General features: G+C 64.8%; 23 protein-coding genes. 14 read left to right on the top strand and 9 right to left on the bottom strand.

Annotated elements, in window-relative coordinates; all coding sequences use genetic code 11:
* Positions 1 to 91: 91 nt before the first annotated feature.
* From dprA to BMY71_RS19805, 4 genes are all read right to left on the bottom strand, one after another.
* The gene (dprA, locus tag BMY71_RS19790; protein ID WP_092685979.1) at positions 92 to 1,228 is read right to left on the bottom strand and encodes a DNA-processing protein DprA; all 1,137 of its coding nucleotides are present in this window, start codon (positions 1,226 to 1,228) and stop codon (positions 92 to 94) included.
* A gap of 217 nt (positions 1,229 to 1,445) precedes the next feature.
* On the bottom strand, positions 1,446 to 2,036 hold the full coding sequence (gene plsY / locus BMY71_RS19795; RefSeq protein WP_092685877.1) for a glycerol-3-phosphate 1-O-acyltransferase PlsY: 591 nt from the start codon (positions 2,034 to 2,036) through the stop codon (positions 1,446 to 1,448).
* Between the two features lie 19 nt (positions 2,037 to 2,055).
* A complete protein-coding gene (locus BMY71_RS19800; RefSeq protein WP_092685878.1) occupies positions 2,056 to 3,357 on the bottom strand; it encodes a dihydroorotase in 1,302 nt (433 codons plus the stop codon).
* Between the two features lie 19 nt (positions 3,358 to 3,376).
* A complete protein-coding gene (locus tag BMY71_RS19805; protein ID WP_092685879.1) occupies positions 3,377 to 4,330 on the bottom strand; it encodes an aspartate carbamoyltransferase catalytic subunit in 954 nt (317 codons plus the stop codon).
* A gap of 182 nt (positions 4,331 to 4,512) precedes the next feature.
* Between BMY71_RS19805 and ipdC the strand changes: the two genes are divergently transcribed.
* Positions 4,513 to 6,147: an indolepyruvate/phenylpyruvate decarboxylase gene (gene ipdC, locus BMY71_RS19810; protein ID WP_092685880.1), complete on the top strand. Its 1,635-nt coding sequence runs from the start codon at positions 4,513 to 4,515 to the stop codon at positions 6,145 to 6,147.
* 54 nt (positions 6,148 to 6,201) lie between these two features.
* Here ipdC and BMY71_RS19815 read toward each other — a convergent pair whose 3' ends face one another.
* Positions 6,202 to 7,905 carry an EF-hand domain-containing protein gene (locus BMY71_RS19815; RefSeq protein ID WP_175557733.1) on the bottom strand — a complete coding sequence of 568 codons (1,704 nt, stop codon included), beginning with the start codon at positions 7,903 to 7,905 and terminating at the stop codon, positions 6,202 to 6,204.
* Between the two features lie 176 nt (positions 7,906 to 8,081).
* Between BMY71_RS19815 and BMY71_RS19820 the strand changes: the two genes are divergently transcribed.
* Both BMY71_RS19820 and BMY71_RS19825 read left to right on the top strand, forming a co-directional pair.
* Positions 8,082 to 8,843, top strand: a complete 762-nt coding sequence (locus BMY71_RS19820) for a M15 family metallopeptidase (protein ID WP_092685980.1) — start codon at positions 8,082 to 8,084, stop codon at positions 8,841 to 8,843.
* A gap of 125 nt (positions 8,844 to 8,968) precedes the next feature.
* Entirely contained in the window at positions 8,969 to 10,618 is a 1,650-nt protein-coding gene (locus BMY71_RS19825) for an acyl-CoA dehydrogenase family protein (RefSeq protein ID WP_092685981.1), read from the top strand.
* 92 nt (positions 10,619 to 10,710) lie between these two features.
* On the opposite strand, the gene BMY71_RS19830 is transcribed toward BMY71_RS19825, so the two are convergent.
* Together BMY71_RS19830 and ruvX are read right to left on the bottom strand one after the other, a co-directional pair.
* The gene (locus tag BMY71_RS19830; RefSeq protein WP_011503424.1) at positions 10,711 to 11,097 is read right to left on the bottom strand and encodes a YchJ family protein; all 387 of its coding nucleotides are present in this window, start codon (positions 11,095 to 11,097) and stop codon (positions 10,711 to 10,713) included.
* Positions 11,098 to 11,143: 46 nt separating this feature from the next.
* Entirely contained in the window at positions 11,144 to 11,626 is a 483-nt protein-coding gene (gene ruvX / locus BMY71_RS19835; protein ID WP_011503423.1) for a Holliday junction resolvase RuvX, read from the bottom strand.
* A 224-nt stretch (positions 11,627 to 11,850) separates the two neighbouring features.
* Between ruvX and BMY71_RS19840 the strand changes: the two genes are divergently transcribed.
* Both BMY71_RS19840 and BMY71_RS19845 read left to right on the top strand, forming a co-directional pair.
* Complete coding sequence (locus BMY71_RS19840) at positions 11,851 to 13,836, top strand: oleate hydratase (protein WP_092685882.1); 1,986 nt, start codon at positions 11,851 to 11,853, stop codon at positions 13,834 to 13,836.
* 69 nt (positions 13,837 to 13,905) lie between these two features.
* Positions 13,906 to 14,523 carry a TetR/AcrR family transcriptional regulator gene (locus tag BMY71_RS19845; protein ID WP_092685883.1) on the top strand — a complete coding sequence of 206 codons (618 nt, stop codon included), beginning with the start codon at positions 13,906 to 13,908 and terminating at the stop codon, positions 14,521 to 14,523.
* Between the two features lie 38 nt (positions 14,524 to 14,561).
* Here BMY71_RS19845 and BMY71_RS19850 read toward each other — a convergent pair whose 3' ends face one another.
* Positions 14,562 to 15,497 carry a cyclase family protein gene (locus BMY71_RS19850; protein ID WP_092685884.1) on the bottom strand — a complete coding sequence of 312 codons (936 nt, stop codon included), beginning with the start codon at positions 15,495 to 15,497 and terminating at the stop codon, positions 14,562 to 14,564.
* 340 nt (positions 15,498 to 15,837) lie between these two features.
* Here BMY71_RS19850 and BMY71_RS19855 point away from each other — a divergent pair, with 340 nt between their 5' ends.
* The 8 genes from BMY71_RS19855 (at position 15,838) to BMY71_RS19890 (ending at position 24,181) form a co-directional block, all read left to right on the top strand.
* Positions 15,838 to 16,914 carry an NAD(P)H-dependent flavin oxidoreductase gene (locus tag BMY71_RS19855; protein ID WP_092685885.1) on the top strand — a complete coding sequence of 359 codons (1,077 nt, stop codon included), beginning with the start codon at positions 15,838 to 15,840 and terminating at the stop codon, positions 16,912 to 16,914.
* An 87-nt stretch (positions 16,915 to 17,001) separates the two neighbouring features.
* A complete protein-coding gene (gene gatC, locus BMY71_RS19860) occupies positions 17,002 to 17,289 on the top strand; it encodes an Asp-tRNA(Asn)/Glu-tRNA(Gln) amidotransferase subunit GatC (RefSeq protein ID WP_011503418.1) in 288 nt (95 codons plus the stop codon).
* Between the two features lie 77 nt (positions 17,290 to 17,366).
* A complete protein-coding gene (locus tag BMY71_RS19865) occupies positions 17,367 to 17,573 on the top strand; it encodes a hypothetical protein (protein WP_011503417.1) in 207 nt (68 codons plus the stop codon).
* 139 nt (positions 17,574 to 17,712) lie between these two features.
* Positions 17,713 to 19,191 carry an Asp-tRNA(Asn)/Glu-tRNA(Gln) amidotransferase subunit GatA gene (gatA, locus tag BMY71_RS19870; protein ID WP_092685886.1) on the top strand — a complete coding sequence of 493 codons (1,479 nt, stop codon included), beginning with the start codon at positions 17,713 to 17,715 and terminating at the stop codon, positions 19,189 to 19,191.
* Between the two features lie 85 nt (positions 19,192 to 19,276).
* The gene (locus BMY71_RS19875) at positions 19,277 to 20,377 is read left to right on the top strand and encodes a sensor histidine kinase (protein ID WP_092685887.1); all 1,101 of its coding nucleotides are present in this window, start codon (positions 19,277 to 19,279) and stop codon (positions 20,375 to 20,377) included.
* 129 nt (positions 20,378 to 20,506) lie between these two features.
* Positions 20,507 to 21,991 (top strand): Asp-tRNA(Asn)/Glu-tRNA(Gln) amidotransferase subunit GatB, encoded by a 1,485-nt coding sequence (gatB, locus tag BMY71_RS19880; RefSeq protein WP_011503414.1) that lies wholly within the window; start codon positions 20,507 to 20,509, stop codon positions 21,989 to 21,991.
* A gap of 1,340 nt (positions 21,992 to 23,331) precedes the next feature.
* A complete protein-coding gene (locus tag BMY71_RS19885; RefSeq protein WP_041806017.1) occupies positions 23,332 to 23,598 on the top strand; it encodes an SEL1-like repeat protein in 267 nt (88 codons plus the stop codon).
* A 136-nt stretch (positions 23,599 to 23,734) separates the two neighbouring features.
* Positions 23,735 to 24,181 (top strand): cache domain-containing protein, encoded by a 447-nt coding sequence (locus BMY71_RS19890; protein ID WP_011503411.1) that lies wholly within the window; start codon positions 23,735 to 23,737, stop codon positions 24,179 to 24,181.
* A 64-nt stretch (positions 24,182 to 24,245) separates the two neighbouring features.
* Here BMY71_RS19890 and BMY71_RS19895 read toward each other — a convergent pair whose 3' ends face one another.
* A complete protein-coding gene (locus tag BMY71_RS19895; RefSeq protein ID WP_175557734.1) occupies positions 24,246 to 25,250 on the bottom strand; it encodes a Bug family tripartite tricarboxylate transporter substrate binding protein in 1,005 nt (334 codons plus the stop codon).
* A 140-nt stretch (positions 25,251 to 25,390) separates the two neighbouring features.
* On the opposite strand from BMY71_RS19895, the gene BMY71_RS19900 reads away from it, so the two are divergent.
* A complete protein-coding gene (locus tag BMY71_RS19900; RefSeq protein WP_011503409.1) occupies positions 25,391 to 25,975 on the top strand; it encodes an NnrU family protein in 585 nt (194 codons plus the stop codon).

Genomic DNA, 25,975 nt, shown 5'->3' on the forward strand with positions numbered 1-25,975 from the left:
TCACTTCCACGCATCGTCTTCCCCTCGAAGCATTCGCATCGAAGGGAATCATGCCGAGAGGCCTGCCGCCAGTGCCTTTTTCAACAGCCTGCTAGAGCAGCGACACCAATCCGCCGCCGTGGCGCTCCAGGCGGCCGGCGAGTTCCAGTTCGAGCAGCACGGTACGCACGACAGCCGGCGGGATGCCGGACAGCCGGATCAGATCGTCGATGCCGATCGGGCTTGGCCCGAGCAGATTGACGACACGGCCGCGGTGGCTGGCATCCGGCTCGCTCGCCGGAGCCGGGTGTTCCGGCTCGCGGCCCGGCAATTCCACCGGCCGATCCAGGATCGGGGCGACGGCCTGGATAATGTCGTCGGCCGAGGTGATCAGCGTCGCCCCCTGTTTGATCAGATCGTTGGTTCCGGCGGCGCGCGGATCGAGTGGCGAGCCCGGCACGGCAAATACCTCGCGGCCTTGGTCGGCGGCGCGGCGGGCGGTGATCAGCGAGCCGGAGCGATAGGCCGCCTCGATCACCGCGACCCCGACAGCCGCCCCGGAAATCAACCGGTTGCGGCGGGGAAAATCCTTGCCGCGCGGGACGTGGCCGAGCGGCATCTCTGAAATCGCTGCGCCGCGCGCCTCGACGATGTCGAGCAGCAGGTCTTCGTGTTCGGGCGGATAGATCTTGTCGTGACCGCCGGCCAGCACGGCGACCGTGCCATTGGCGAGGCTCGCGCGATGCGCAGCCTGATCAACGCCGCGGGCCAGTCCCGAGATCACCACGAAGCCGGCGGCGCCGAGATCGCGCGCGAGTTCGGAGGCGAATTTCAATCCGGCGCCGGAGGCGTTGCGCGAGCCGACGATCGCGATCATTGGCCGCTGCATCTCGGCGAGCGCATCGGGCACGCAATGAACTCCGAGCAGCGGCGGCGCGTCGTCGATCAGCGCGAGGCGAGGCGGGTAGCCGGGTTCGCCCGGCGCGACCAGTTCGACGCCGAGCCGGTGGCCGCCATCGATCTCCCGGCGCGCCTCGTCTTCGCTGGGAATGCGACCGGCCCGCGCTGCGCCGCCGCGGCGGGCGAGTTCGGGTAGCCGCTCCAGCGCGGCGTGCGCCGAGCCGAAATGATTGATCAGCGACCGAAAAGTCCGCGGCCCGACATTGTCGGCGCGGATCAGCCGTAGCCAGTCGATCCGCTGCGCCTCGGTGAGGCGCGTAGTGCCTGGGTTCCCGCCGCTGTCGCTCACGCCCGCCTCCGCAAGGCGAGTGTTGCGCAACTTATAGGTGTGGGCAAGTTCGACGAAGGCGGGGCGGGAGGGTCAGCGGTGGTACTTCGGTCCTGGTGAGATCACGCGCCAAAATCTGCGGCGACCCATCATGGCGAGCAGCGTCGTGACGGAGCAAACCCGGAGGCGGCGATGGGCGCGCTGGATTGCTTCGTTTCGCTCGCAATGACGATCGCTGCTACTTCTTCTCGCCGATCCGGCTTTCAGTGCCGCTCTGTAGCCGCTTGATGTTCTCGCGGTGCATCCAGAACAGCAGCAGTGTCAGCACCGCGAACAGCGACGCCATGGTGGGGTGGCCGAACCACCACAGGAAAATCGGCGTGATGAAGGCGGCGACCAGCGCCGACAGCGACGAGTAGCGGGTGGTGTAGGCGGTCGCGAGCCAGAGCACGCAGAACACCAATGCGGCAGGCCAGAACAGCCCGAGCAGCACGCCGATATAGACGGCGACGCCCTTGCCGCCTTTGAACTTCAGCCAGACCGGAAACAAATGGCCGAGGAATGCGCCGAGCGCCGCCAGCATCGCTGCTTCGGCGCCGCCGAAGCCTGCCGCGATCAGCACCGCGGCGGTGCCCTTCAGCGCGTCGAGCAGCAGCGTCGCCGCCGCCAGTCCCTTGCGGCCGGTGCGCAGCACGTTGGTCGCGCCGATATTGCCGGAGCCGATCGAGCGAAGATCTTCCGTGCCGGCGATCCTGGTCAGGATCAGGCCGAACGGGATCGAGCCGAACAGATAGCCGAGCACGAGTGCGGCGATGTAGATCCCGATCATTGGCGTGTCCTCGCCTTACTCACACATGTTCGTAGACGGTGCGTCCGCCGACGATGGTCCGCGTCACCCGTCCCGAGAACCGAGCTTCGTCGAACGGGGTATTCTTGCACTTCGATTTCAGTTCGTTCGGATCGACCACCCACGGGGTGTCGATGTCGATCATGATCAGATCGGCCGGCGAGCCTGCGCGCAGCGTGCCGCCGGGCAGGCCGAGCAATTCGGCCGGGCGGGTCGACATCGCACGGATCAGGGTCAGCAGGTCCAGCTCGCCATTGTGCACCAGTCGCAAGCCGGCCGGCAGCATCGTCTCCAGGCCGATCGCGCCGGCGGCGGCCTCGGCGAACGGCAGCCGCTTGACCTCGACGTCCTGCGGATTGTGGTCCGACATGATGACGTCGACGAGACCCGAAGCGATGGCGGCGATCAGAGCCTTGCGGTCGTTCTCGGTGCGCAGCGGCGGCGACAGCTTGAGGAAGGTGCGGTACGGCCCGATGTCGTTCTCATTCAGCGAGACATGATTGATCGATACCGAGGCCGAGACGTTGATGCCGGCGTCTCGCGCGCGCTGCAAAATCTCCAGCGACTCGATGCAGGTCAGCGAAGCGGCGTGATAGCGGCCGCCGGTCAGGGCGGCGAGGCGGACGTCGCGCTCCAGCACCACGGCCTCGGCGGCGTTCGGCATACCGGAGAGCCCGAGGCGGGTGGCGAATTCACCCTCGTTCATCACGCCTTCGCCGACCAGATCGGGGTCTTCGGTGTGGTGAACGATCAGGGCGTCGAAATCGCGGGCGTAGGTCAGCGCGCTGCGCATCACCCGCGCGTTCATGACGCTGCGATCGCCGTCGCTGAAGGCCACGGCGCCGGCGGCCTTCAACAGGCCGATCTCGGTCATCTCCGCGCCGGCGAGACCCTTGGTCAGCGCCGCCATCGGGTGAATGTTGACGATCGCGGTGTCGCGGGCGCGGCGCATCACGAAGTCCACCGTCGCCGAATTGTCGATCACCGGCGAAGTGTTCGGCTGGCAGATGATGGTGGTGATGCCGCCGGCTGCTGCGGCCTGGCTGGCCGAGGCGAAGGTCTCGCGGTGGCTGGCGCCGGGTTCGCCGACGAAGGCGCGCATGTCGATCAGGCCGGGGGCCACGATCATGCCGCCGCAATTGATGATGTCGGTGCCTTCCGGCACGCCGGCGGCGCCGATGCCGCGGCGGGCGTCGCGGATCACGCCGTCGGCGATCAGCACGTCGCCGACGCCGTCGAAATCGCGCGCCGGATCGATCAGGCGAGCATTGGCGAGCAGGATCGGGCGGCGGTCGTTCAGCATCTCAATTCCCGTTCCAGCTTCAAGCGTTGGGCAGGTTGCGGGCGAGCGCTTCGAGCACCGCCATCCGCACCGCCACGCCCATTTCCACCTGTTCGCGGATCACCGACTGCGCGCCATCGGCGACGATCGAGTCGATCTCAACTCCGCGATTCATCGGCCCCGGATGCATCACCAGGGCGTCGGGCTTGGCATAGGCCAGTTTCTTCTGGTCGAGCCCAAAATAATGGAAGTATTCCTGCGAGGAGGGCACGAACGAGCCGTTCATCCGCTCGCGCTGCAGCCGCAGCATCATCACGATGTCGGCGCCGTCGAGACCTTCGCGCATGTCGCGCGCGACCTCGACGCCCATCCGCTCGATGCCGCGGGGCAGCAGCGTCGACGGCGCGACCACGCGGACGCGCGCGCCCATGGTGTTGAGCAACAGGATGTTGGAGCGCGCCACGCGCGAATGCATCACGTCGCCGCAGATCGCGACCACCAGCCCTTCAAGCCGGCCCTTGTTGCGGCGGATCGTCAGCGCGTCGAGCAGCGCCTGGGTCGGATGCTCGTGCGCGCCGTCGCCGGCATTGATCACCGAGCCGTCGACTTTTCGCGCGAGCAACTCGATCGCGCCGGAGGCGTGATGCCGAACGACGAGGATGTCCGGGTGCATCGCGTTGAGCGTCACCGCGGTGTCCATCAGCGTCTCGCCCTTGCGCATCGAGGACGAGGACACGCTCATGTTCATGACGTCGGCGCCGAGCCTTTTGCCGGCGATCTCGAACGAGGACTGCGTCCGGGTCGAGGCCTCGAAGAACAGATTGACCTGGGTGCGGCCGCGCAACGAGGCGCGCTTCTTGTCGACCTGCCGGTTGAGCTCGACATATTCCTCGGACAGGTCGAGCAGGCCGGTGATGTCGGCGGCGGAAAGCCCTTCGATGCCCAGCAAATGCCGGTGAGCGAGGACAAAGGTCGATTTCAATGCGGGGGTCATTAAAGCAAGAGCTATAGGGAGAGTTGCCAGAGCGGGCAAGCGCGATCCGCACCGCCGCGCAGAATATCCCCGGCGCTATGGAACTGAGGTCCGGCGTGTCGCGACCGGCTCGCGATGTTGGTCGAAGGCCGCGGCTCTGGTAAAGCGATCCGGCCTGTTTTGCACAACACTCGGGAGCTCCCATGCCGACGCTTGCGACCGCATTGCTCGACGCGCTCAAGGATCACGGCGCCAAGGAGATTTTTGGCATTCCCGGGGATTTTGTGCTGCCGTTCTTCAAGGTGATCGAGGAGAGCGGAACGCTACCCTATTTCACGGTGAGCCATGAGCCGGCAGTCGGCTTTGCGGCGGATGCCGCGTCACGCTATCGCGGCGGCATCGGCGTCGCAGTGGTGACCTATGGCGCGGGCGCGTTCAATCTCGTCAATTCGATCGCCGGCGCCTATGCGGAGCGTTCGCCGGTGGTGGTAATCGCCGGCGCGCCGGGCGCGCGCGAGCGCACCAGCGGCTATCTGCTGCATCATCAGGTTCGCACCGTCGACACGCAGCTTGCGGTATTCAAGGAAGTGACCTGCGCGCAGGCGGTGCTGGACGACCCGCTCACGGCGCCGGCCGAAATCGCGCGGGTGCTGCGCTGCGCGCTGGAACTGTCGCTGCCGGTCTATATCGAATTCCCGCGCGACATGGTCGACGCCAAGGTCGACCCGGTGGTGAAGCTGCCGCAGCGCGAGGCCGATCCCGGTGCGCTTGCCGAATGCTCCGAAGAGATCCTCGCCCGGATCGCCAAGGCGAAATCGCCGGTGGTGGTGGTCGATGTCGAAATCCGCCGTTACGGCGTGGAGAAGCAGGTCGCCGCGCTCGCGCGCAAGCTCGGCCTGCCGGTTGTGACGACTTTCATGGGCCGAGGCCTGCTCGAAGGCGACGACGACGTCGTCGCCGGCACCTATCTCGGCGCCGCCGGCGATTCCGGATTGTCGGCGCTGGTGGAAGAGTCCGATCTGGTGCTGATGTTCGGCGTGATCCTGTCCGACACCAATTTCGCGCTGTCGACCAACATGACCGATCCGCGCCGCACGGTTCTGGCGACCGGGCGCGAGGTGCAGATCGGCCATCACGTCTATCGCGATCTGCCGCTCGCCGACCTGATCGCGGGTCTCGACGCCCACGCCACGCAGCATCCGCCGCGGCCGCGCAACGCCGGGCAGGGCATGGTCTATCCGCGCAAGCTCGTCGCCGATGCGAGCGCGATCGCGCCGTCCGACATCGCGACCGCGATCAACGATCTGTTCGACCGACACGGCAAGATGCCGATGACCGCCGACATCGGCGATTGCCTGTTCACCGCAATGGAAATCGACAACACCGCGCTGGCGGCGCCGGGCTACTACGCCGGCATGGGTTTTGGCGTGCCGGCCGGTTTCGGCGTTGCCGCGACCGGATTGCGGCCGCTGATCCTGGTCGGCGACGGCGCTTTCCAGATGACCGGGTGGGAGCTCGGCAATTGCAAGCGCTATGGTCTCGATCCGATCGTGGTGCTGTTCAACAATTGCAGCTGGGAGATGCTGCGGGTGTTCCAGCCGGAGTCGAAGTTCAACGACCTCGACGACTGGCACTTCGCCGACATCGCGCCGTCGATCGGCGGCCATGGTGTGCGCGTCACCACGCGGGCCGAACTCGCCGCCGCGCTCGATGCCGCGGTGACGCGGCGCGGGCAGTTCTCGCTGATCGAAGTGATGCTGCCGCGCGGCGCCACCTCGCACACGCTGGCGCGCTTCGTGACCGGCTTCAAGGCCGCGCGCGAGCGGATGGCGAAGTAGCTCGACGATCGGGTCGTCGTCTTGCGCGCCCCGCGACATGGCGCGGAGACGGGCTCAGGGCTTGCCGATCGGTCGGCCGGTCTCTTCGGAAATCACGCTGGAGTGGGCCGGATCGCCGTCCGGCTGCGGCACACCTTCCAGCAGAAGAAATTTCACCGAATGTGCGCCGGCGAGCCCTGCCGGATAGCGGATCTTGCGCTGGATCAGGAATTCGCCGCTGCGGTTCTGGGTGAGCGCGCCGCTGCGCATCAACTGCAGCAGGCCGGCCTGCTGCGGCAGCACGTCGTAGGGTGTCGCCGGCAACAGGCTGACCACTTTGGAGGCGTCGACCTCCATCACGCCGCCTGGACTGAAGCGCCGCAGTTCGGCTTCGACGCTGCGCATCGACGGCGTCTGCAGCACGATGTTCGACGCATCGCCTTCGATGGTGAGCGAGCCGCCGGATTTCTGGATCACCATCACTTGCGGTTTGCGCGGGTCGGTCTGGCTCTGCACGGCGCCGGACGGCACCGAAAAGCCGCCGACCTCATAGCGCGCAACGACGAGATCGGGCGCCCGTCCGGCGTCCTCCGCCACGCGGCCGGAGGCCTTTGCGGTATCGCTGGATTGCAGTTCGTGGAAATAGGGCAGGCAATTGGTCCCGGCGAGTTGCGTCAGGCGCTCGGCGGGCAGGCCCGTCGCGCCGGTGGCCTTCAGGCTCGCCAGCACCACGCGCTCGATCCGGTCGACCGCGCCGCTGAACTGCCAGATCGCCGCGGCATAGCTCGTGATCACCAGATACAGCGGTTCGGCGCCGGGCTCGACCGTGATGGTGCCGGCATGGGTCACCTTGTCCATCGATCCGAGCGCGACGCTGGACAGCGCTTCGGTCTCGTAGAGGCCGAGCATCACGATCTTCGCTGCGGCCGTGGCCTTCGGCATCGCGCATTTGGCGTGCGCCTCGTCTTCCTTGCGCTTGCGCTCGGCGGCGTCCGCCTCCGCGCGCTGCGCACGCTCGGCCGCGGCCCGCTGTCGTTCCGCCTCGCGTTTTTCGGCGGCCGCGACCGCCTCGCGGCGTGAAGCGATATTGGGTTCGTCGAGACGCGCCCGATAGGTGGCCAGTTCCTCGGCGCTGACGGTGCCATTGCGGTCGGCATCGGCGGCGCGAAAAACCACATCGTAGGCTGCTTCCAGCTCCGGCAGCGTCAACGCGCCGTCGCGATTTTCATCGGACGCCATCAGCGTCTGCAGTTCGGTAGGTGGCGCGACACCTCCCGTTATTTTGATGGTCGGCATCGACTGGATTGCAGCGGCAGCTTCCGCATAGGTCAGCCGCCCATCGCCATCGGTGTCCGGCCTCATCATCACCGCAACCCTCTGTTCGAGCGCCGCTGCCAATGCCGCCGTGTTGTCGCCCTGGAAGCCGGCGCGCCCGTCGTAGCGCAGCACGAGGCGCAGTTCATCCGCGGTCACCGCACCGTCATTGTTCAGATCGGCGCGCAACAGCTGCGCCATCGAGGCGGCGCGAAATTGCGCGGACGACATCGCGGTCATCAACTCGTCGTCGACGCTGGTCAGCCGTCCGTCGCTGTTGACGTCGAGCTGACCGAAGCTGAAGCGAGCCAACTGCAGATAGCGTTCGAGCGTTGTCCCCGCTGACAGGCGCGCGAGCAGATATTGCATCGTTTGCGGCGGCGCGGCGGGCGCCTGCGCCGAGGCCGGAACCGCCCAGGTCAACGCCAGTAGCGACAACGTCGCAAGTCGAGATAGATTGCGCATGTCATGTCCCCCTCGAGCCGCCAACATCGCCGGTGAATGTTTCGGAATGATCATCGCCGATGAAACTCGGCGGAGTCGGTTAATGAAGACGCTCACGGGATCGCGACATCTCCGCCGATATTGCGGATATCGCGGCGGCGATGTCGGGTGATTGGTATCGGAGCAAGATGCAGCGGATGCACATACCGACAACGACGACGATCGCGGTTGCGCTCGTCGTTCTCGCGGCTGGTTCGGCGCAGGCGCAGTCCTTGCCCGACGACTTCGTCTATCTGCGTGATCTCGACCCGGGCATCCGTCAGGACATCCGCTACGCGGGCGTCAACAATTTCGTCGGCCGGCCGCTGGCCGGCTACGACGCGAACGAGTGCATCGTGAAGCGGTCGGTCGGGCTCGCTCTGCAGAACGTGCAGCGCGAGCTTGCGCAGCAGCGGCTGTCGCTGAAAATGCTGGATTGCTATCGGCCGGCGCGGGCTTCGCGCGACATGGTGGCATGGGCGCAGGATGGCCGCGAGACCGAAGCGCAGAGGCGCTACAATCCGGGCTTCAGCAAGCGCGATTTGTTCCGGCTCGGCTACATCGCCGAAGTTTCCGGCCACTCCACCGGCGCAGCGGTCGATCTGACCATCGTCGATCTCCGCGCGCCAAAGGGACCCGCGTTCGATCCGAACCGCGTCTATGCCGATTGCACCGCGCCGGAATCGCGCCGCGCGCCGGAGGACAGCGTCGACATGGGCGCCGGCTATGACTGTTCGGACGCCAAGGCGCACACCGCGGCAAAATCCATCACCGCAGATCAACGCCGCTGGCGCAAGCTGTTGGTGGCGGCGATGGCGCGGCAGGGCTTCGTCAATTTCAGCAAGGAATGGTGGCACTTTTCGCTGCCGGGTGTCGGCAAGCAAGCCTATGATTTCCCGATCGCGCGACGGATGCGGTAACCGCGGACGGAAGGTCGCGGCATCCGTCGTATTTGGACGGGGTGCCGCGGCCCGCGAACCGGCGTGATCTTGCGCGCGTTTGTGCGTAACATGCCGGCGAATCTCTTCCCCAGCCTGGAATGGTCATGACCGAGAGCGTTTTCGCGACCCACGAAGTCTTCAATCAGTCACCGCCGTTCGAGGACGTCGACCTGTTCGGCGCCGATCGGCCATTGGTCGAAGCGGTGGCGCTGAACCAGGGCAGTTACGCCCATGTCGAGCTCGAGGCATTCGGACGCAATTGGGGCTCGGCGCACATGGCCGATCGCGGCAGGCTCGCCAACGAGCATTCGCCGAGGTTGAAGAGCTTCGACGCCAAGGGCCTGCGCCGCGATCAGGTGGAATTCCATCCTGCCTATCACGAGCTGATGTCCGAGAGTTTCCACGCCGGTATCCACAACTCGACCTGGGATGGGCGCGGCCGGCCGGCCGGCGGCTCGGCGGAAGTGGTGCGCGCCGCGAAGTTCTATATGGCCGCGCAGGTCGAGACTGGACATCTGTGCCCGGTGACGATGACCCGCGCGTCGGTGGCGGCGATCGCGGCGCAGCCGGATCTGTTGGCGCAAGTGATGCCCGTGCTCGGCACCAAGCGCTACGACTCCGCTTTCGCGCCATGGTCCGAGAAGCGCGGCATGAGCATCGGCATGGGAATGACCGAGAAGCAGGGCGGCACCGACGTTCGCTCCAACGCGACCCGCGCGATCCGCGACGGCGACGCCTATCGCATCATCGGCCACAAATGGTTCATGTCGGCGCCGATGTGCGACGCGTTCCTCGTGCTGGCGCAGGCCGACGAAGGGCTGAGCTGTTTCTTCATGCCGCGTTTCAAGCCGGACGGCTCGGTCAACGATATTCAGTTCCAGCGGCTCAAGGACAAGCTCGGCAATCGGTCCAATGCGTCGTCCGAAGTCGAATTCGCCGGCGCCTATGCGGTGCCGGTCGGCGAGCCGGGGCGTGGAATCCGGACGATCATCCAGATGGTGCAGCTGACGCGTCAGGATTGCGCGATCGCCTCCGCGGGGCTGATGCGCTCCGGTCTTGCGCACGCGCTGCATCACGCCCGCCATCGCAGCGTGTTCCAGAAGCATCTGATCGATCACTCGCTGATGCGGTCGGTGCTCGCCGACATGGCGCTGCAGGTCGAAGCCACGGTCGCGCTGGTGATGCGGCTGTGCCGGGCGTTCGACCAGGCGCCGCACGATCATCTCGAGGCGGCTTACATGCGGCTGATGACGCCGGCGGTGAAGTACTGGGTGTGCAAATCGGCGCCGCCGCTCGTGTACGAGGCGATGGAGTGCCTCGGCGGCAACGGCTATGTCGAGGACGGCATTCTGGCGCGGCATTATCGCGAGGCGCCGGTGAATGCGATCTGGGAAGGCTCCGGCAATGTGATGTGCCTCGACGTGCTGCGCGCGATGTCGCGCGAGAGCGACGCCGGCACCGAGGTGCTGCAGGGCCTGATCCAGGACACCGCGGGGCTGACCGGCGGTCCCGCCGCGGCGAGTCTTGTCGCACGGGCCTTCTTGCAGGCGGACAACGAGCGCACCGCGCGACTCGCGGTCGAGACGCTGGCCAAGCTCGCCGCCGCCGCTGCGCTCAATGAAGTGCATCCACCACATGCCGAGCTGTTCGCGCGGACGCGGCTCGCGCCCGAGCCGGCGACAATGTACGGCGCGGCCGATCTGTCTGCGGATCAGGCGCGCAGCCTGCTGGCCCGCGCGCTGCCCGAGATGTGAGAGCCTCTCCACGTCATCGCGAGCGAAGCGAAGTAATCCTCAGGATCGCTTCGCCGCTCAGCTCCTCGCAATGACGCCGCGACAACCGCGCCTCAACCGACCGTCTCGCCCTCGGAGAAGTACCATCGACCGCGGTGCTTGCGGAACTGCGAGCGCTCGTGATGGGTCTGTTCGGCCTTGCCGCCGCGGCTGAAGCGGGCAACGAATTCGACCAGGCCGCGGCTGCCTTTCTCGCTGCTGGCGAGCACCAGCAGATCGACGAAGTTTGATTCTTCCATCCAGGCTCGATTGGCGTCGTGATCGATCAGATCGCGGTTGTCCGGATCGGTGGTCTCGACGATGTAGTCGAAGTCCTTCATCACATAGGCGGCGTAGCGCGAACGCATCAGCGCTTCCGGCGTCATCGCCGGGCGGGTGCGGGCCAGCAGAGGGCCGCAGCAGTCGTCATAGAGCTTGCCCGATCCACACACGCAGTTCATCGCAACGACACCGTCCTTCGATCAGGCCGCGCTGAGGCCGACCAGATCACCCGGCGCGGTTCAAAGCCACCAGCCGATCGAGCGCACCTTGGAGAATGTAGATCGCGGCGTGTTCGTCAATGATCTTGGCCCGTTTCGCGCGGCTGACGTCATTGGCGATCAGCGCGCGCTCGACCGCCGCGGTCGAGAGCCGCTCGTCCCACAGCCCGATCGGCAACTCGGTGAGCCGGGCGAAATTGCGGGCGAAAGCGCGGGTCGACTGCGCGCGCGGGCCTTCGCTGCCGTCCATGTTCAGCGGCAGGCCGAGCACGAAGCCGCAAGCGCTGCGCTCAGCCGCCAGCGCCAGCACACGCTTGGCGTCGGCAGTGAAGGCTGTTCGCGCGACGGTTTCGATGCCGGTGGCGAGCTTGCGATCGGGGTCGGAGACTGCGACTCCGATCGTCTTGGTGCCGAGGTCGAGGCCGAGCAGCGCGCCGCGCGCGGGCCAGTGCGCGGCGGCTTCGATCAGCGGGAGAATGGGTGCAGGCATGGGGTCGCATAGCAGCCCGTGGCTGCTGGCGCAAAGTCGATCCCGGGGGATCCGGGCGCCGATTGATTGATCCTGACCGCGAAAGCGGTGTCTAAATACCTGGTCTGGCGCGATATTCTCAGTTCGCCGCCCTGATTTGAGCAATATCATCTGTCATTCAAATATCACTTGATATCACAGTAAGGTCGATTGCTTGCCTGTTGCGATCGACGGAAGGGAAGACCATGACCGAATCAGCCCGTCACCCGATCAAGCCGGTTTCCGGCAAGCCCCCGATCGAGGCCAATGTGGGCGCAGGCTTCTGGCGTAAAGGCCCGGCCGATACGCTGCCGCCGCCCGACATGGTGGGCCCGTATATGCGCAACCGTCCGGTTCCGATTGAACCGGTGGAAGGGCGCAAGGCTTGGATCATCGGTAGCGGCATTGCCGGGCTGTCGGCCGCCTTCTACCTGATCCGCGACGGCGGCATGAAAGGCGAGGACATCACCATCCTCGATACGCTGGAGATCGCCGGCGGCTCGCTCGATGGCGCCGGCAACGCCGACGAAGGCTACATCATCCGCGGCGGCCGCGAGATGAATTTCAACTACGACAATTTCTGGGACGTGTTTCAAGACGTGCCAGCGCTGGAATTGCCCGACGGATATAGCGTCCTCGACGAATATCGTCTGGTGAACGACAACGATCCGAACTGGTCGAAGGCGCGGCTGATGCACAAGCAGGGCCAGATCCGCGACTTCTCGACGCTGGGCCTGAGCAAGCTACACCAGTGGGAGATCGTCAAGCTGCTGCTGAAGCGCAAGGAAGACCTCGACGACATCACGATCGAGCAATATTTCAGCGCCAGCTTCCTCGAAACGAATTTCTGGTATCTCTGGCGCTCGATGTTCGCTTTCGAGAATTGGCAGAGCCTTCTGGAAATGAAGCTCTACATGCATCGATTCATCGATGCGATCGACGGCCTGACCGACATGTCGGCCTTGGTTTTCCCGAAGTACAATCAGTATGACAGCTTCGTCGTGCCGCTGACCCGCCTGCTCAAGGAGAAGGGCGTCAAGATTCAGTTCGGCGTCCGGGCCTATGATCTCGACATGGTCGAGCAGGCCGACCGGCGCACCGTGACCGCGATCCGCTGCAAGAAGGCTGGACAGGACGACACCATCGCCGTCGGGCCGAATGACGTCGTGTTCGCGCTGACCGGCTCGATGACCGAGGGCACGGCTTACGGCGACATGAACGTCGCCCCCGTACTGGCCCGGGGCAATGCCGAACCGGGCGAGGACAGCGACTGGACGCTGTGGAAGAACCTGGCAAAGAAATCGCCGATCTTCGGCAAGCCCGAGAAATTCTACGGCAATGTCGCAGGCTCGATGTGGGAATCGGCGACGCTCACCTGCAAGGCTTCGCCCCTTGTCGACAAGTTGAAGGAATTATCGGTCAACGATCCGGCGTCGGGCAAGACGGTGACCGGCGGAGTCATCACCTTCACCGACTCGAACTGGGTGTTGAGCTTCACCTGCAACCGCCAGCCGCATTTTCCGACCCAGCCCGACGATGTGCTGGTGCTGTGGGTCTACGCCCTGCTGATGGACAAGGACGGCAACTACGTCCAGAAACCGATGCCCGCCTGCACCGGCCGGGAAATTCTGGCGGAGCTCTGCTATCATCTGGGGATCGTCGACCAGCTCGACGCGATCGCGGCCAAGACCAAGGTTCGTCTGGCGCTGATGCCCTATATCACCGCGCAATTCATGCCGCGGGCGGCGGGTGATCGCCCCCGCGTCGTGCCCGAGGGCTGCACCAACCTGGCCCTCGTCGGGCAATTCGTGGAGACCAGCAACGACGTCATCTTCACGATGGAGTCTTCGGTGCGCACGGCGCGGATCGGTGTCTATACGTTGCTGGGCCTGCCCAAGCAGGTCGCCGATATCAGCCCCACGCAATACGACATCCGCAACCTGCTGAGGGGCGCGCGCGCGCTCAACAACAACGAGCCGTTCCCCGGCGAACGGCTGCTGCATCGTCTGCTCGACAACACCTACTACGCCCATGTCTTGCCGCCGCTGCCGGAGCAGGAGGACACCCTTCGCGAACGCGCCGAAGCCGAACTGTCGACGCTGTTGGGCAAGGGAAGCCAGGCGCTCGGTGCGGTCGTCGGCTGGCTCGACCGGATGCGGGATGGACTAAGCGACACATCGAAGCAAAAGTAACGAAAGCGGTGGACGGAAGCGGCGGCGCCCCGCCTGCTTCCGTTCACAGGTTGCGACGGAACCGAATGAATGCGCAAGACACGAGAACAGAGCCGACTGGAAACGCGGGAACGCCTGATCGCTTCGGCCCACGCCGCGATCAGGCGTGACGGCATCGGCGGCCTGTCGCTGCGCCGGCTGTGCGAAGAGGCGGGCTTTTCCCAGGGAGCGTTCTACTCGAATTTCGCCAGTCGCGACGACCTGCTGCTGGTATTGATGGAGCGACATGTGCTTGGCGAAGTGGAAACGCTTCGGCGCCTCGTGCAGGGGATGGACGGCGAGGCTTCGGGCGATGTGCCCGCGACGGTGGCCGCGCGCCTCGCCGATCTGGCGAAGCAAACTGAATGGTCGCTCTTGTCGATCGAATTGCAGCTACACGCCCAGCGCGACGACCGGTTCGCCGATGCCTACAATGCGGCAAAGATCGGCTTTCATGCCGAGTTCGCGCGTCTGGTCGAGGAAATCCTGCAAGGCCACAACCTCACGCCGGCGTTGCCGCCGCTGCAGATCGCCATCGGCCTCTACGCGCTTTGGTCGGGTCTTGCCGTGCAGGGGACCGTTCCCGGCGCCGTGCCGCGCGACCAGATCTTCCTTGCGTTTCTGCGCGCCATCATCGGCGGACCGCCATCGACCGCTGGCGGGCAATAGCAGTCCGTCCGATCATTGGGACTTGTGCGGCGTGCGGATCAGCGGATCGCCACCGGGTTGATCATGCTCTGCACCGCGCCCTTGAATCGCGGCTGACCGAGCACGAACATGAACTCATAGACCTTGTCTTTCGCGAGGTCGGCGGTGTTCATGTTTTCGAGGATGTAGGTGCCGTTCATCGGCAGCAGGATCTGGTGCACCTCGAAGATGTTCTTGCTTTCGAACGGGATCACCTCGACGCCCCAAGTGTCGGCGCCGACCGCGACCACGCCCTTCGAGGTGAGATACTTCGCGCCCTCGACGCCGACCCCCGGCTCGCCGCTGTTGTAGCGCTTGTCGTCCTTGCCGATCAGGCCGAGCCAGCCGGTGTGAAACAGCACGACGTCGCCCTGACGGATTTCGACGCCTTGTTTCTTGGCGACTTCCTCGATTTCCTTGACGTTGAAGGCGGTGCCTTCCTTCACAATGTCGGTGCCGAAATGCGCAGCCATGTCGAGCAGCACGCCGCGCGTCACCATCGGCGGCAATTTGTCGATGCCGAGCTTCTTCAGGCCGGTCGGGTCGCCGAAATCGGCGATCTTGTTGCCGTTGTAGTAGACGTGCTCGACGCCGATATGGCCGAGGCCGTCGATCTGGCTGCCGACGCCGACCCAGCCTTCGATGATGTCGTCATTGTAGGTGGTCTTGCTCGGGCCCATGCCGGGGCTGCCGGCCTGGCCGGGCTGCACCACGGTGATCTTGAAGCCGCGCGGCGGATAAGCGGGGGTCTTGGTATCGACCGGGATGCCGAGCGCGTAGACCTTGCCGGTTTTCACCAGTTGCGCGGCCTTCAGCGCCAGCTCGGGCGTCAGATAGTTGGCCGCGCCGATCTCGTCGTCCGGCCCCCATTTTGATTTGGTCCAGTCCTGGGCCATGGCGGGCGCGAGCGCGGTGACGACCGCAATCGAACAGCCGAGCGTCAATGCCTTGAGCATCAGTTCATCCTCCCTTGATCATCGCGTGATGGTTTTTGTTGGTCACGCCCGTTGATGCTAACGTAACATTGTGACCGCGACCATATACTTGGTGGATGCAGCGCTGCGGCGCGATCGGTGATCGCATCGACAAATCTCGGCAAGCGGAAGCGTGTTGCGCTGCGGGCGCGGGCACGGAAATGTCGCCATGATCTCCGGGGTGCGCGCGCTATGCGATGAGAGAGCGGCATCGATGCAGTGAGCTGGTAGCCCCGCTGCGGTGCGGTGTGCTAGACCGCTCCCGGCTGGCAACGATGCCGGCCGCGTCGCCCGTGATCAATCCCATCGCGTGAGTTTTGCCATGTGGCCAGACCGCAGACTGCTCGACCTCTTCAAAATTGGCATTCCGATCGTGCAGGCGCCGATGGTGGGCGTGCAGGACGCCGACATCATGATCGGCGCGGCCCGCGCCGGTGCGCTGCCGTCGCTCGCCTGCGCCTCGCTGTCGCCGGAGAAAGCCCGCGCGCAGGTCGGCATCGTCCGGCAGGCGGTATCGACGCCGATCAATCTGAATTTCTTCTGCCACCACGCGGTCGATGCCGATCCGCAGCGTGAGGCTGGATGGAAGCAACGGTTGGGCGAGTACTACAAGGAATATAACGTCGACCCCGACAAGCCGCTCGCGTTCGCCAACCGCGCACCATTCGACGAAGCGATGTGCGAACTCGTCGAAGAGTTGAAGCCGGAGGTTGTGAGCTTCCATTTCGGACTGCCGGCGCCGGCTTTGCTGGCGCGGGTCAAGGCGGCTGGCTGCATCGTGATCGCGTCGGCCACGATCGTGCGCGAAGCAATCTGGCTCGAGGAGCGCGGCGTCGATGCGGTGATCGCGCAGGGCGCCGAGGCCGGCGGCCATCGCGGCATGTTCCTGACCGACAGGATCGCCGAACAGCCCGGTCTGTTCGCGCTGCTTCCGCAGGTGGTGGACGCGGTGCGGGTGCCTGTGATTGCGGCCGGCGGCATCGCGGACGGACGCGGCATTGCGGCGGCCTTCGCGCTGGGTGCGGCCGGCGTGCAGATCGGGACTGCCTATCTGCGTTGTCCGGAATCCAAGGTCAGCGCACCGGGGCGCGTCGCTCTGGCGCGCGCCGGAGACGATTCCACCGTGATCACCAATGTGATGACTGGTCGACCGGCGCGCGGCGTGGTCAACCGCGTCATGCGCGAGGTCGGGCCGATCGCGCCGGAAGCGCCGCCGTTTCCGTATGCTGCGACCGCTCTGGCGCCGCTGAAGGCTGCCGCCGAGGCGCAGGGCCGGGTCGATTTCACCATGCTGTGGGCCGGGCAGGCGGTCGGGCTCGGCCGCGACATGTCGGCTGCTGATATGACGCGGGCGCTGGCCGGGGCGGCGCTGGCCCGGCTGAGCCAGCTCGCTCGCTGAGACCAGGTCCCCGGTTGAGAGGTTGCGACGCAAAACCTCGCTCTGCTATACGGCGCGGATCGCCACTCCCGGGAAAGGCACTATATAATGTCGGTTGATGCCGCCACCGTCCGCCGCATCGCGCATCTGGCGCGGATCGCGGTGACCGACGACGAGGTCCCGCATCTGCAGGGCGAGTTGAACGCGATGCTGGCGTTCGTGGAGCAGCTCGCGGAAGTCGATGTCGACGGCGTCGAGCCGATGACCTCGGTGACCCCGATGCAGATGAAGAAGCGCGCCGATGGGGTCAATGACGGTGAGATCGCCGACCATGTTGTCGCGAACGCGCCGGCCACTGAAGATCACTTTTTCCTGGTGCCGAAGGTGGTCGAGTAGACCTTTTTTGCTTTGACGCGTTTTCTCACCCGAGCCGTTCCCACTTTTCGCTCGGAAACGCTATAGGACGTAAGCCGATGTGCCTGCTGTGCGACGACGAGAAGGCTTACGCCGCCTACATGAACTACCTCGACGCGATGGAGCGCCAGGGCGAGGTCGTCGATCCGACCAAGGCGATCGATGCGGTGCTCGATGGCCTTCAAGCCGCCGACAGGGCTCGCCGCGACGCGCCCGAGAACGACAAGACGCTATCGCCGTTCTTCTGCAGCCCGGTCAATAAATAGAGACTTGGGCCTGCTCCAGTCGCCGACGCTTCAATTCCGGGGGGCGCTGTGCTAGCCAGCGCGGCAGGTCGAGGCGCTCGACCCGGCGAACTGCGGGATTCTGCCCGGTTCGGCCAAACACCCAGGCGTGCCTGAACACATGACTGACCTGACATCGCTGACGCTTGCCGAGGCCCGCGACGGCCTCGCGCGCAAGTCCTTCACCGCTCTCGAACTGACCGAGGCGCATCTCGCTGCGATCGAAGCCGCGCGTGGGCTCAACGCCTTTGTGCTGGAGACCCCGGAGCAGGCGCGGAAGATGGCGCAGGCGGCCGATGCGCAGATCGCGACGGGAGACGGCGGACCGCTCGCCGGCATCCCGCTCGGCATCAAGGACCTGTTCGCGACCAAAGACACGCGCACCACCGCCTGTTCGAAAATTCTCGGTGATTTCCATCCGCCCTACGAGTCCACCGTCACCACTCAGCTATGGCGCGATGGTGCGGTGATGGTCGGCAAGCTGAACAACGACGAGTTCGCGATGGGCTCGTCGAACGAGACGTCGTGCTTCGGGCCGGTGGTCAATCCGTGGCGCCGCGCGGGCTCGGAGACGAAGCTGGTGCCCGGCGGTTCGTCGGGCGGTTCCGCCGCTGCGGTCGCAGCAGGGCTCTGCCTCGGCGCCACCGCGACCGACACCGGCGGGTCGATCCGGCAACCGGCGGCGTTCACCGGCACCGTGGGCATCAAGCCGACCTATGGCCGCTGCTCGCGCTGGGGCATCGTCGCGTTCGCATCCTCGCTCGATCAGGCCGGCCCGATCGCCCGCACGGTGCGGGACTCGGCGATCCTGCTCCGCTCGATGGCGGGCCACGATCCGAAGGACACTACCTCGGTCGACCGCCCGGTGCCGAACTACGAGACCGCGATCGGGGCCTCGGTGAAGGGTATGAAGATCGGCATTCCGAAGGAGTATCGGCTCGAAGGCATGCCGCCCGAGATTGAACGACTGTGGACGCAGGGCGCCGAGTGGCTGAAGGCTTCCGGCGCCGAGCTGGTCGAGGTATCGCTGCCGCACACCAAATACGCACTGCCGGCCTATTACATCGTGGCGCCCGCCGAAGCGTCCTCGAACCTCGCGCGCTATGACGGCGTGCGCTATGGCGCGCGCGTCAATGGCCGCAACATCGTCGAGATGTATGAGAACACCCGCGCCGCAGGCTTCGGCGCCGAAGTCAAACGCCGCATCATGATCGGAACCTACGTGCTGTCGGCCGGCTATTACGACGCCTATTATCTGCGCGCGCAGAAGGTCCGCACCTTGATCAAGCGCGATTTCGAGCAATGCTTCGATCAGGGCGTGTCGGCGATCCTGACCCCGGCGACGCCGTCGGCTGCGTTCGGCATCGGCGAAAAGGGCGGAGCGGATCCGGTCGAGATGTATCTGAACGACATTTTCACCGTGACGGTGAACATGGCGGGCCTTCCGGGCATCGCGGTTCCGGCCGGCGCCGATGGGCAGGGCTTGCCGCTCGGGCTGCAACTGATCGGGCGGCCGTTCGACGAGGAGACCCTGTTCTCGCTCGGTGAGGTGATCGAGCAGGCGGCGGGGCGGTTCACGCCCAAAAAGTGGTGGGCCTAGCTCAGCGGTTTCCGAGATTTGGTTTTGCGTTGCGTTTCCGGGAACGTTTCGACATGCTCCTCAGGATTGGTGGCAGGATTTTTGAATGAGTTCTGACGAAGGGGCGCCGTCTCCGCCGAGCGTCGATCGGATCTTGGGGTCTTCGAAGATTGCGGTGGCGATCGAGAATGACCGCTACAAGCATCTGCTCGACAATGTTCCCGTGGCCGTGGCGGTGTCGCGCGGCAGCGGTGATCATCAGCGGGTCGTCTATATCAACAAGGCGTTCGAAGGTTTGGTGTCGCTGCCTCCGGCCGAAGTCCAAGGGCAGGGCTGGGCTTGTCTCGACGCGCTGGTGAACGAGGATGATCCAGCCCAGACGCTCGGCGCGGCGATCCGCGACGGCGAGGATTTCATCGGCGTATTTCGGCCTGCCGCTTCGTCCGCCCGGTTGCTGATCGTGCAGGCCTACGCCGCGGTGATCGAGAGCGATGACGGAATCGAGAGCTTCCGGATCGCGGCACTGGTCGATGTCGGCGGGCGCGAGCGCGCGCAGATCGAGCAGTTCGAAACCCAGATCCGCGAACGCGACACCCTGATGCGCGAGCTGCAGCACCGGGTGAAGAATAATCTGCAACTGGTGACGGCACTTGTGCGCCTCGAAGCCCGGTCGGCGGCTGAAGGCGAGAACGTCGCGCTGGCGCGGCTGGCGAGCCGGATCGATGCGCTGACCGTGCTGTATCGAATATTGTCGGCAGAGAATGCCGCCGGCAGTGATATCGATCTCGGTCAATATCTCGCCGACATCACCGAGGCGGTGATGCAGGCCAATGGCAGCGAAGGGATCACCTACGAGCTCAGCGTCGGCTATTGCCCGCTGTCGGTCAATATCGCGATGCCGGCTGGGCTTCTGGTCAACGAAATGCTGACCAATGCGCTGAAATACGCCTTCATCGGGCGCAGCGGCGGCCGCATCAAGGTAATCTGTACCGTCGAAGGCGGCCGCGTCTCGGTGATCGTGTCGGACGACGGGGGCGGTCTGCCGGAAGGTCAGGAGTGGCCGTCGCCGCGCAAGCTCGGCGCGCTGATCCTGCAGACTCTGAAAGAGAACGCCCACAACGTCACGTTTCGAGCGGAGAGCATTCGCGGCCAGGGCACGCTGTTTGCGCTCGGCTTCGAAGCGCCGCCGCCTCCCGCGACGAATTGATCTCGGGAAGGGTGCAGCTTGCAGGCCGGCGGTCCTAGCGTCAGCCCGGTTTTCGCGTTGGGCTGTTGGAAAATGACACACATCGGCCTATGCAGGCCCTGACTGCTAAATTCGCCAGAGAGCTTCGCCATGAACGCACCCGTCAAACCGTCCCAGCTCATCAAGGGCGCCACCGGCGATTGGGAAGTCGTGATCGGGCTGGAGATCCACGCCCAGGTCTCGTCCAACGCCAAGCTGTTCTCGGGTGCTGCGACCGCTTTCGGCGGCGATCCCAACAGCCATGTCTCGCTAGTCGACGCTGCAATGCCGGGAATGCTGCCGGTGATCAACGAAGAATGCGTCAAGCAGGCGATCCGGTCAGGACTGGGACTGAACGCGCAGATCAATCTGCGCTCGGTGTTCGACCGCAAGAACTATTTCTATCCGGACCTGCCGCAGGGCTACCAGATCAGCCAGTACAAATCGCCAATCGTCGGCGAGGGAATTGTCGTGGTCGACCTGCCGAACGGCGACAGCATCACCGTCGGCATCGAGCGGCTGCATCTCGAGCAGGACGCTGGCAAGTTGCTGCACGACCAGCACCCGACCATGACATTTGTCGACCTCAACCGCTCCGGCGTCGCGCTGATGGAGATCGTCTCCAAGCCGGACCTGCGTTCATCCGAACAGGCCAAGGCCTACGTCTCCAAGCTCCGCACCATCCTGCGCTATCTCGGAACCTGCGACGGCGACATGGAGAAGGGCAGCCTTCGCGCCGACGTCAACGTTTCGGTGCGGAAGCCGGGCGAGCCGTACGGCACGCGCTGCGAGATCAAGAACGTCAATTCGATCCGCTTCATCGGACAGGCGATCGAATACGAAGCGCGCCGCCAGATCGGCATCCTCGAAGATGGCGGTTCGATCGACCAGGAGACCCGCCTCTACGATCCCGACAAGGCCGAGACGCGGTCGATGCGCTCCAAGGAAGAGGCACACGACTATCGCTACTTCCCCGATCCCGATCTTTTGCCGTTGGAGTTTTCCCAGGCCTATGTCGACGAGCTGAAGACCGGGTTGCCGGAACTGCCGGACCAGAAGAAGTCCCGATTCATTGGGACTTTCGGACTTTCGTCCGACGACGCTGGCGTGCTGGTGAGCGAGCGCGAGAGCGCCGATTTCTACGAGGCCGTGCTGGCCAAGCTGTCGGACGCTGCGCGCGACGGCAAGCTCGCGGCCAACTGGGTCATCAATGAATTGTTCGGCCGCCTCAACAAGGACGGCCAGAACATCGACACGTCCCCAGTGTCGGCCGCGCAACTCGCGGCGATCGTCGATCTGATCGGCGAGGGCACCATCTCCGGCAAGATTGCCAAGGAACTTTTCGAAATCGTTTGGCGTGAGGGCGGCGATCCGCGCGAGCTGGTCGAAGCGCGCGGCATGAAGCAGGTCACCGATCTCACCGCGATCGAGAAAGTGGTCGACGACATCGTTGCAAGCAATCCTGACAAGGTCGCGCAGGCGATCGCCAAGCCGGCGATGCTCGGATGGTTCGTCGGGCAGGTGATGAAATCGTCGGGCGGCAAGGCGAACCCGCAGGCGGTCAACGATCTCTTGAAGCGCAAGCTCGGGCTCTGAGCCGGCTCGCGCCGCGTCTTCGCGGTCGCACCGGCACGCGAAGGCGCGGCGTCGCGCACACAAACGCTCTCGAATCATTCGTTTCGATTCGCGCCGAAACCGGCGCTCCGGCGCTCCCTTGGTGCGCCAATGCGGGGGTGTGCACGAAAATATTTTCATTGCCAAAAATCGCGACTCAGAGTCCACGCTCTGCTCTCGCGCTCCGACTCGGCGCGCCGCGCGCGCGAGCAAAGTAAGTAGTTAGTTCGATTAGTGAGTTTAAGAAATCGCTGCAGCGCAAGTGTTTCCTGTGATCTTGACAAACGTCGACGTAGGTTTTTTGCGCCTAAACTCGATCGCGCGGTGAGTTGCGCGACACGCCGACTTCAAAGACGCCGCAGCCACGCGGCGTATTAGCCATCAACACTTCCTTAAGCGGGACGCTGTTTTTTTCGATGTGTTGGTGTATTCGGGAAGTAGTGCATCTCGATTCCCGAGTGCACGCAGCAGCAATCGAGCCATCTCACTTATCGGAGGGCAACATGGCCAAGAAAGCGAAGAAGGCAGTAAAGAAGACGACGAAGGTGGCCAAGAAGGCCAAGAGCGCCGTCAAGAAGACTGCGAAGAAGACGAAGAAGGTCGCCAAGAAGAAGTAAGCTCGCCCAGGCGAGGGCCGGCAGGTCAATGCCGGCAGCGTCACAAGGACCATCGGCGCGGCGCGCTTCTTCAAGCGGCTCCCCGGCGACGGCCCTGGTCGACGAAGAGGGTGTCGGCGAGACATCAGGTCAAACGGCTGGTTTTTCGACCGGGTTACCCCGCGTTGGAAACTGTCCAGTAGAAGAAACGGTTTTTCTTCGTACGGTGCGGATGCTGGGTCCGCAGTTTCACGGCGGTCATCGCGTGTGAGATTTGGTCCTGACGTGTTCGCCGACGCCCTCGTTGTTTTCGAGCCTGACAGCGCTCGGCTCCTGATCAGTTAGGTTCCTGATCAGTTCGGCCTCATGGCCCGCGGACGTTTCCCCCGCCTCAATATCCCTCCTGTTCAGCACTGACCTTCCAGTCCGGCTCGGCCGGACAGCGTCGATCGTAACCGGGCGATTTCGGCGATGGTTATCGGTTCGCCAAATCCGAGGGTAAACCAGCCGTAAGCGACCGCAGGAAATTGCTGTGCCGCAGCTGTTTCTTCGATCGGCGGCGCCGGGTGGCGATGCCGCGTTCAGAATCCGTTCATCGCGACGCTTAAACTGCTCTTCAAATTTGACCGGTCATGATCACCCTACAACGCGCCGGGCTACGGCGGTGGGGACGGATCAGAGGACAGGAGCCGCGCTCGGTTCGGGCCGGCAGAGATGGAGAGAAAGATGCTTCAGGGACATCTGAACACCGAGACTGCGCTGCCGATCGAAGCCGGCGAGAGCCCGGATGTGTTGTTCGACCTCGGCCTGCTGTTTGCGTCGGGGCGCGGCGCGCCGGTCGATCTGATCGCGGCGCACAAATGGTTCAACCTCGCTGCGCTCAAGGGCCGGGCCGATGCGATCGAACTGCGCCGCGAAGTTGCCGCGCAGATGTCGGCCGACGAGATTGCCGCAGCGCAACGCGAAGCGCGGGCGTGGATCACCTCGCACTAACTCCCGCAGCGCAGCAAATACGTCGGCTGCGCTCGGTATCGACTTATGGTTATTCCTTAGTCGCGCTGACCGCAGCCTTCCGCGAAGGCTATCCTTCCCGAACGCTCCACCAAGGGAGCTTCAGAGGAGGGATGCCGTGAAACTGAAATCATTGTTCTGTGTCGTCGCCAGCGCTGGTGTGCTGGTAGCTTCCGCCGCCTTCGCCGGCGAATTCGGCACGGCCGACGAAGCCAAGGCGATGCTTACCAAGGCTGCTGCCGCCGTGAAGGCCGATAAGGCCGCTGCGCTTGCGCAGTTCGCCAAGGGCGAAGGCGGTTTCAAGGACCGCGATCTGTATCCGTTCTGCGGCGGACCCGACGGTGCGTTCACTGCGCATCCGACGCTGAACGGAAAGAGCCTCAAGGATCTCAAGGACAAGACCGGCAAGGCGCTGGGCGAAGAGATCTATGCCACCGCCAAGGAAGGCGAGGTCAAGGAAGTCAGCTACATGTGGCCGCGCCCCGGCCAGACCGACCCGGTTCAGAAGGTGAGCTTCGTCACCAAGGTCGGCGATCAGACCTGCGCGGTCGGCTACTACAAATAACCGGCGGAAAAACGCGTTGCGGCGGCGGCGTAACGGCCGCCGCAACGCGGGCGTGCGCCGTGCTTCATTCGATCCGGATGCCGGCCGCGCGGATGACATCGGCCCACAATAGCTTCTCGTCTGCCAGAGTCTTGCGTAGCTCGTTGGGCGAGGAGGGCGTCGGCGCGATCATCTGGGTCCTCAGCTTTGCAATCACCGCCGGTTCGGACAGCGACTGGCGCACTTCAGCGTTGATCGTATCGACCAGGGCCGGTGGCGTACCGCCCGGCGCGACCAGGGCGTTCCAGGCATCCGACTGGACGTCGATTCCGCTCTCCTTCAACGTCGGCACCACTGGCAGGAACGGGGAGCGCTCGGGAGTCGTGACCGCCAGGAGTTTGATCGCGCCCGACGCCAGTTGGGGAGCGACCGAAATCGCCGGCAGGCAGGCTGCCTGAACGTCGCCGCGGATCAGCGCCGTCACCGCGTTGGGAGATCCGGCGTACGGGATGTGCACCATCCTGGCGCCCGCCCGCTGCGCGATCGCTTCCATGCACAATTGCGACAGCGAACCGGCGCCGATCGACGCATAAGCGAGGCTGCTGTTGCCGTCCTTCAACCGCGCGACGAAGTCGGCCACGCTGCCGATGCCGAGGCCGGCCGGCACCGCCAACACACTCGGCATCCGCGTCAGCATCGTGACCGGCGCGATGTCGCGCTCCGGGTCGTATGGCAGTTTCGCGAACAGCATCCGGTTGATCACCAGGGGGCCTGCGATCGAGATGCCGAGCGTTGCGCCGTCGGGCTTAGACTTTGCCACGGTATCGGTGCCGATATTGCCGGACGCGCCCGGCTTGTTCTCGACCACAAAGCCGATGCCGGGATGCCGGGCCTGCAGGCTGTCGGCAAGCACGCGTCCAACAATGTCGGGCGTCGATCCTGCAGCGAACGGCACGATGATCCGCACCAGCTTCGGCGGCCACGGTGCGTCGGCGGCGACCGCAATGGCGGTGTTCGCCCCAAGCACGACAGTCAGCCCGAGCCGTGCGACCGTTTTCAGCAGCGATCGTCGGGTCTCAGTTTCCAGCATTTGCATCCGTCCCGTAAAGAATGATACCCGGAATTCGCCCGCGGCCCGCTGAACTCGGCAGGTTGCGCGGCAGCGCGGACCATAGTGAGATTTGACCGGCGCGGAAACCGCCGCGTACCCGGCGGGACAGGAGTTGCGCGATGGGACTTGCGATGATGATCTTCGGCTTGGTGCTGTTCATCGGCACCCATGTCGTGACGACGCGGCGCGACCTGCGGGCCCGGCTGATCGGGATCGGCGGTGAAGCCGTCTACAAGATCGGTTACGCTGTTCTGGCGATCGCGGGTATCGTCCTGATCGCCTATGGCTTCGGCGCCTATCGCGCCGACGGATTGATCGACCTTTGGCATCCCCCGAAATGGACCACGCACCTCGCGGCGCTGCTGATGTTGCCGGTGGCGATCCTGCTGGCTGCCGCCTATTCACGCGGCCGGATCTATCGTGCGGTGAAGCACCCGATGATCACCGCAGTGAAGCTGTGGGCCGTCGCGCATCTGATCGCCAACGGTGATCTCGGCTCGATCATCCTGTTCGGCTCGTTGCTGGCCTGGGCAGTCTATGATCGGATCTCGCTGAAGCATCGCGCCGATCCGGGCGGCCCGCCGATCCCGGTCGGCGGTCCGAAGAACGACGCCATCGCGGTCGTGGTCGGCATCGTCCTTTATCTGGCGCTCGCCTTCGCTTTCCATCCGCTCGTCGTCGGCGTCCCTGTGTTCGGAGCCTGA

It is taken from the genome of Rhodopseudomonas pseudopalustris (genome assembly GCF_900110435.1).
In the GTDB taxonomy this organism is placed as follows: domain Bacteria; phylum Pseudomonadota; class Alphaproteobacteria; order Rhizobiales; family Xanthobacteraceae; genus Rhodopseudomonas; species Rhodopseudomonas pseudopalustris.

Bases quoted from the DNA above. Each gene is read 5' to 3' on its own strand.
- plsY (WP_092685877.1), bottom strand. From the start codon at position 2,036: ATGATCGGGATCTACATCGCCGCACTCGTGCTCGGCTATCTGTTCGGC.
- BMY71_RS19800 (WP_092685878.1), bottom strand. From the start codon at position 3,357: ATGCTGAACGACCGCCGCCCGATCCTGCTCGCCAATGCTCGCCTGATC.
- BMY71_RS19805 (WP_092685879.1), bottom strand. From the start codon at position 4,330: ATGACCCCCGCATTGAAATCGACCTTTGTCCTCGCTCACCGGCATTTG.
- ipdC (WP_092685880.1), top strand. From the start codon at position 4,513: ATGCCGACGCTTGCGACCGCATTGCTCGACGCGCTCAAGGATCACGGC.
- BMY71_RS19815 (WP_175557733.1), bottom strand. From the start codon at position 7,905: ATGCGCAATCTATCTCGACTTGCGACGTTGTCGCTACTGGCGTTGACC.
- BMY71_RS19820 (WP_092685980.1), top strand. From the start codon at position 8,082: ATGCACATACCGACAACGACGACGATCGCGGTTGCGCTCGTCGTTCTC.
- BMY71_RS19825 (WP_092685981.1), top strand. From the start codon at position 8,969: ATGACCGAGAGCGTTTTCGCGACCCACGAAGTCTTCAATCAGTCACCG.
- BMY71_RS19830 (WP_011503424.1), bottom strand. From the start codon at position 11,097: ATGAACTGCGTGTGTGGATCGGGCAAGCTCTATGACGACTGCTGCGGC.
- ruvX (WP_011503423.1), bottom strand. From the start codon at position 11,626: ATGCCTGCACCCATTCTCCCGCTGATCGAAGCCGCCGCGCACTGGCCC.
- BMY71_RS19840 (WP_092685882.1), top strand. From the start codon at position 11,851: ATGACCGAATCAGCCCGTCACCCGATCAAGCCGGTTTCCGGCAAGCCC.
- BMY71_RS19845 (WP_092685883.1), top strand. From the start codon at position 13,906: ATGCGCAAGACACGAGAACAGAGCCGACTGGAAACGCGGGAACGCCTG.
- BMY71_RS19850 (WP_092685884.1), bottom strand. From the start codon at position 15,497: ATGCTCAAGGCATTGACGCTCGGCTGTTCGATTGCGGTCGTCACCGCG.
- BMY71_RS19855 (WP_092685885.1), top strand. From the start codon at position 15,838: ATGTGGCCAGACCGCAGACTGCTCGACCTCTTCAAAATTGGCATTCCG.
- gatC (WP_011503418.1), top strand. From the start codon at position 17,002: ATGTCGGTTGATGCCGCCACCGTCCGCCGCATCGCGCATCTGGCGCGG.
- BMY71_RS19865 (WP_011503417.1), top strand. From the start codon at position 17,367: ATGTGCCTGCTGTGCGACGACGAGAAGGCTTACGCCGCCTACATGAAC.
- gatA (WP_092685886.1), top strand. From the start codon at position 17,713: ATGACTGACCTGACATCGCTGACGCTTGCCGAGGCCCGCGACGGCCTC.
- BMY71_RS19875 (WP_092685887.1), top strand. From the start codon at position 19,277: ATGAGTTCTGACGAAGGGGCGCCGTCTCCGCCGAGCGTCGATCGGATC.
- gatB (WP_011503414.1), top strand. From the start codon at position 20,507: ATGAACGCACCCGTCAAACCGTCCCAGCTCATCAAGGGCGCCACCGGC.
- BMY71_RS19885 (WP_041806017.1), top strand. From the start codon at position 23,332: ATGCTTCAGGGACATCTGAACACCGAGACTGCGCTGCCGATCGAAGCC.
- BMY71_RS19895 (WP_175557734.1), bottom strand. From the start codon at position 25,250: ATGCTGGAAACTGAGACCCGACGATCGCTGCTGAAAACGGTCGCACGG.
- BMY71_RS19900 (WP_011503409.1), top strand. From the start codon at position 25,391: ATGGGACTTGCGATGATGATCTTCGGCTTGGTGCTGTTCATCGGCACC.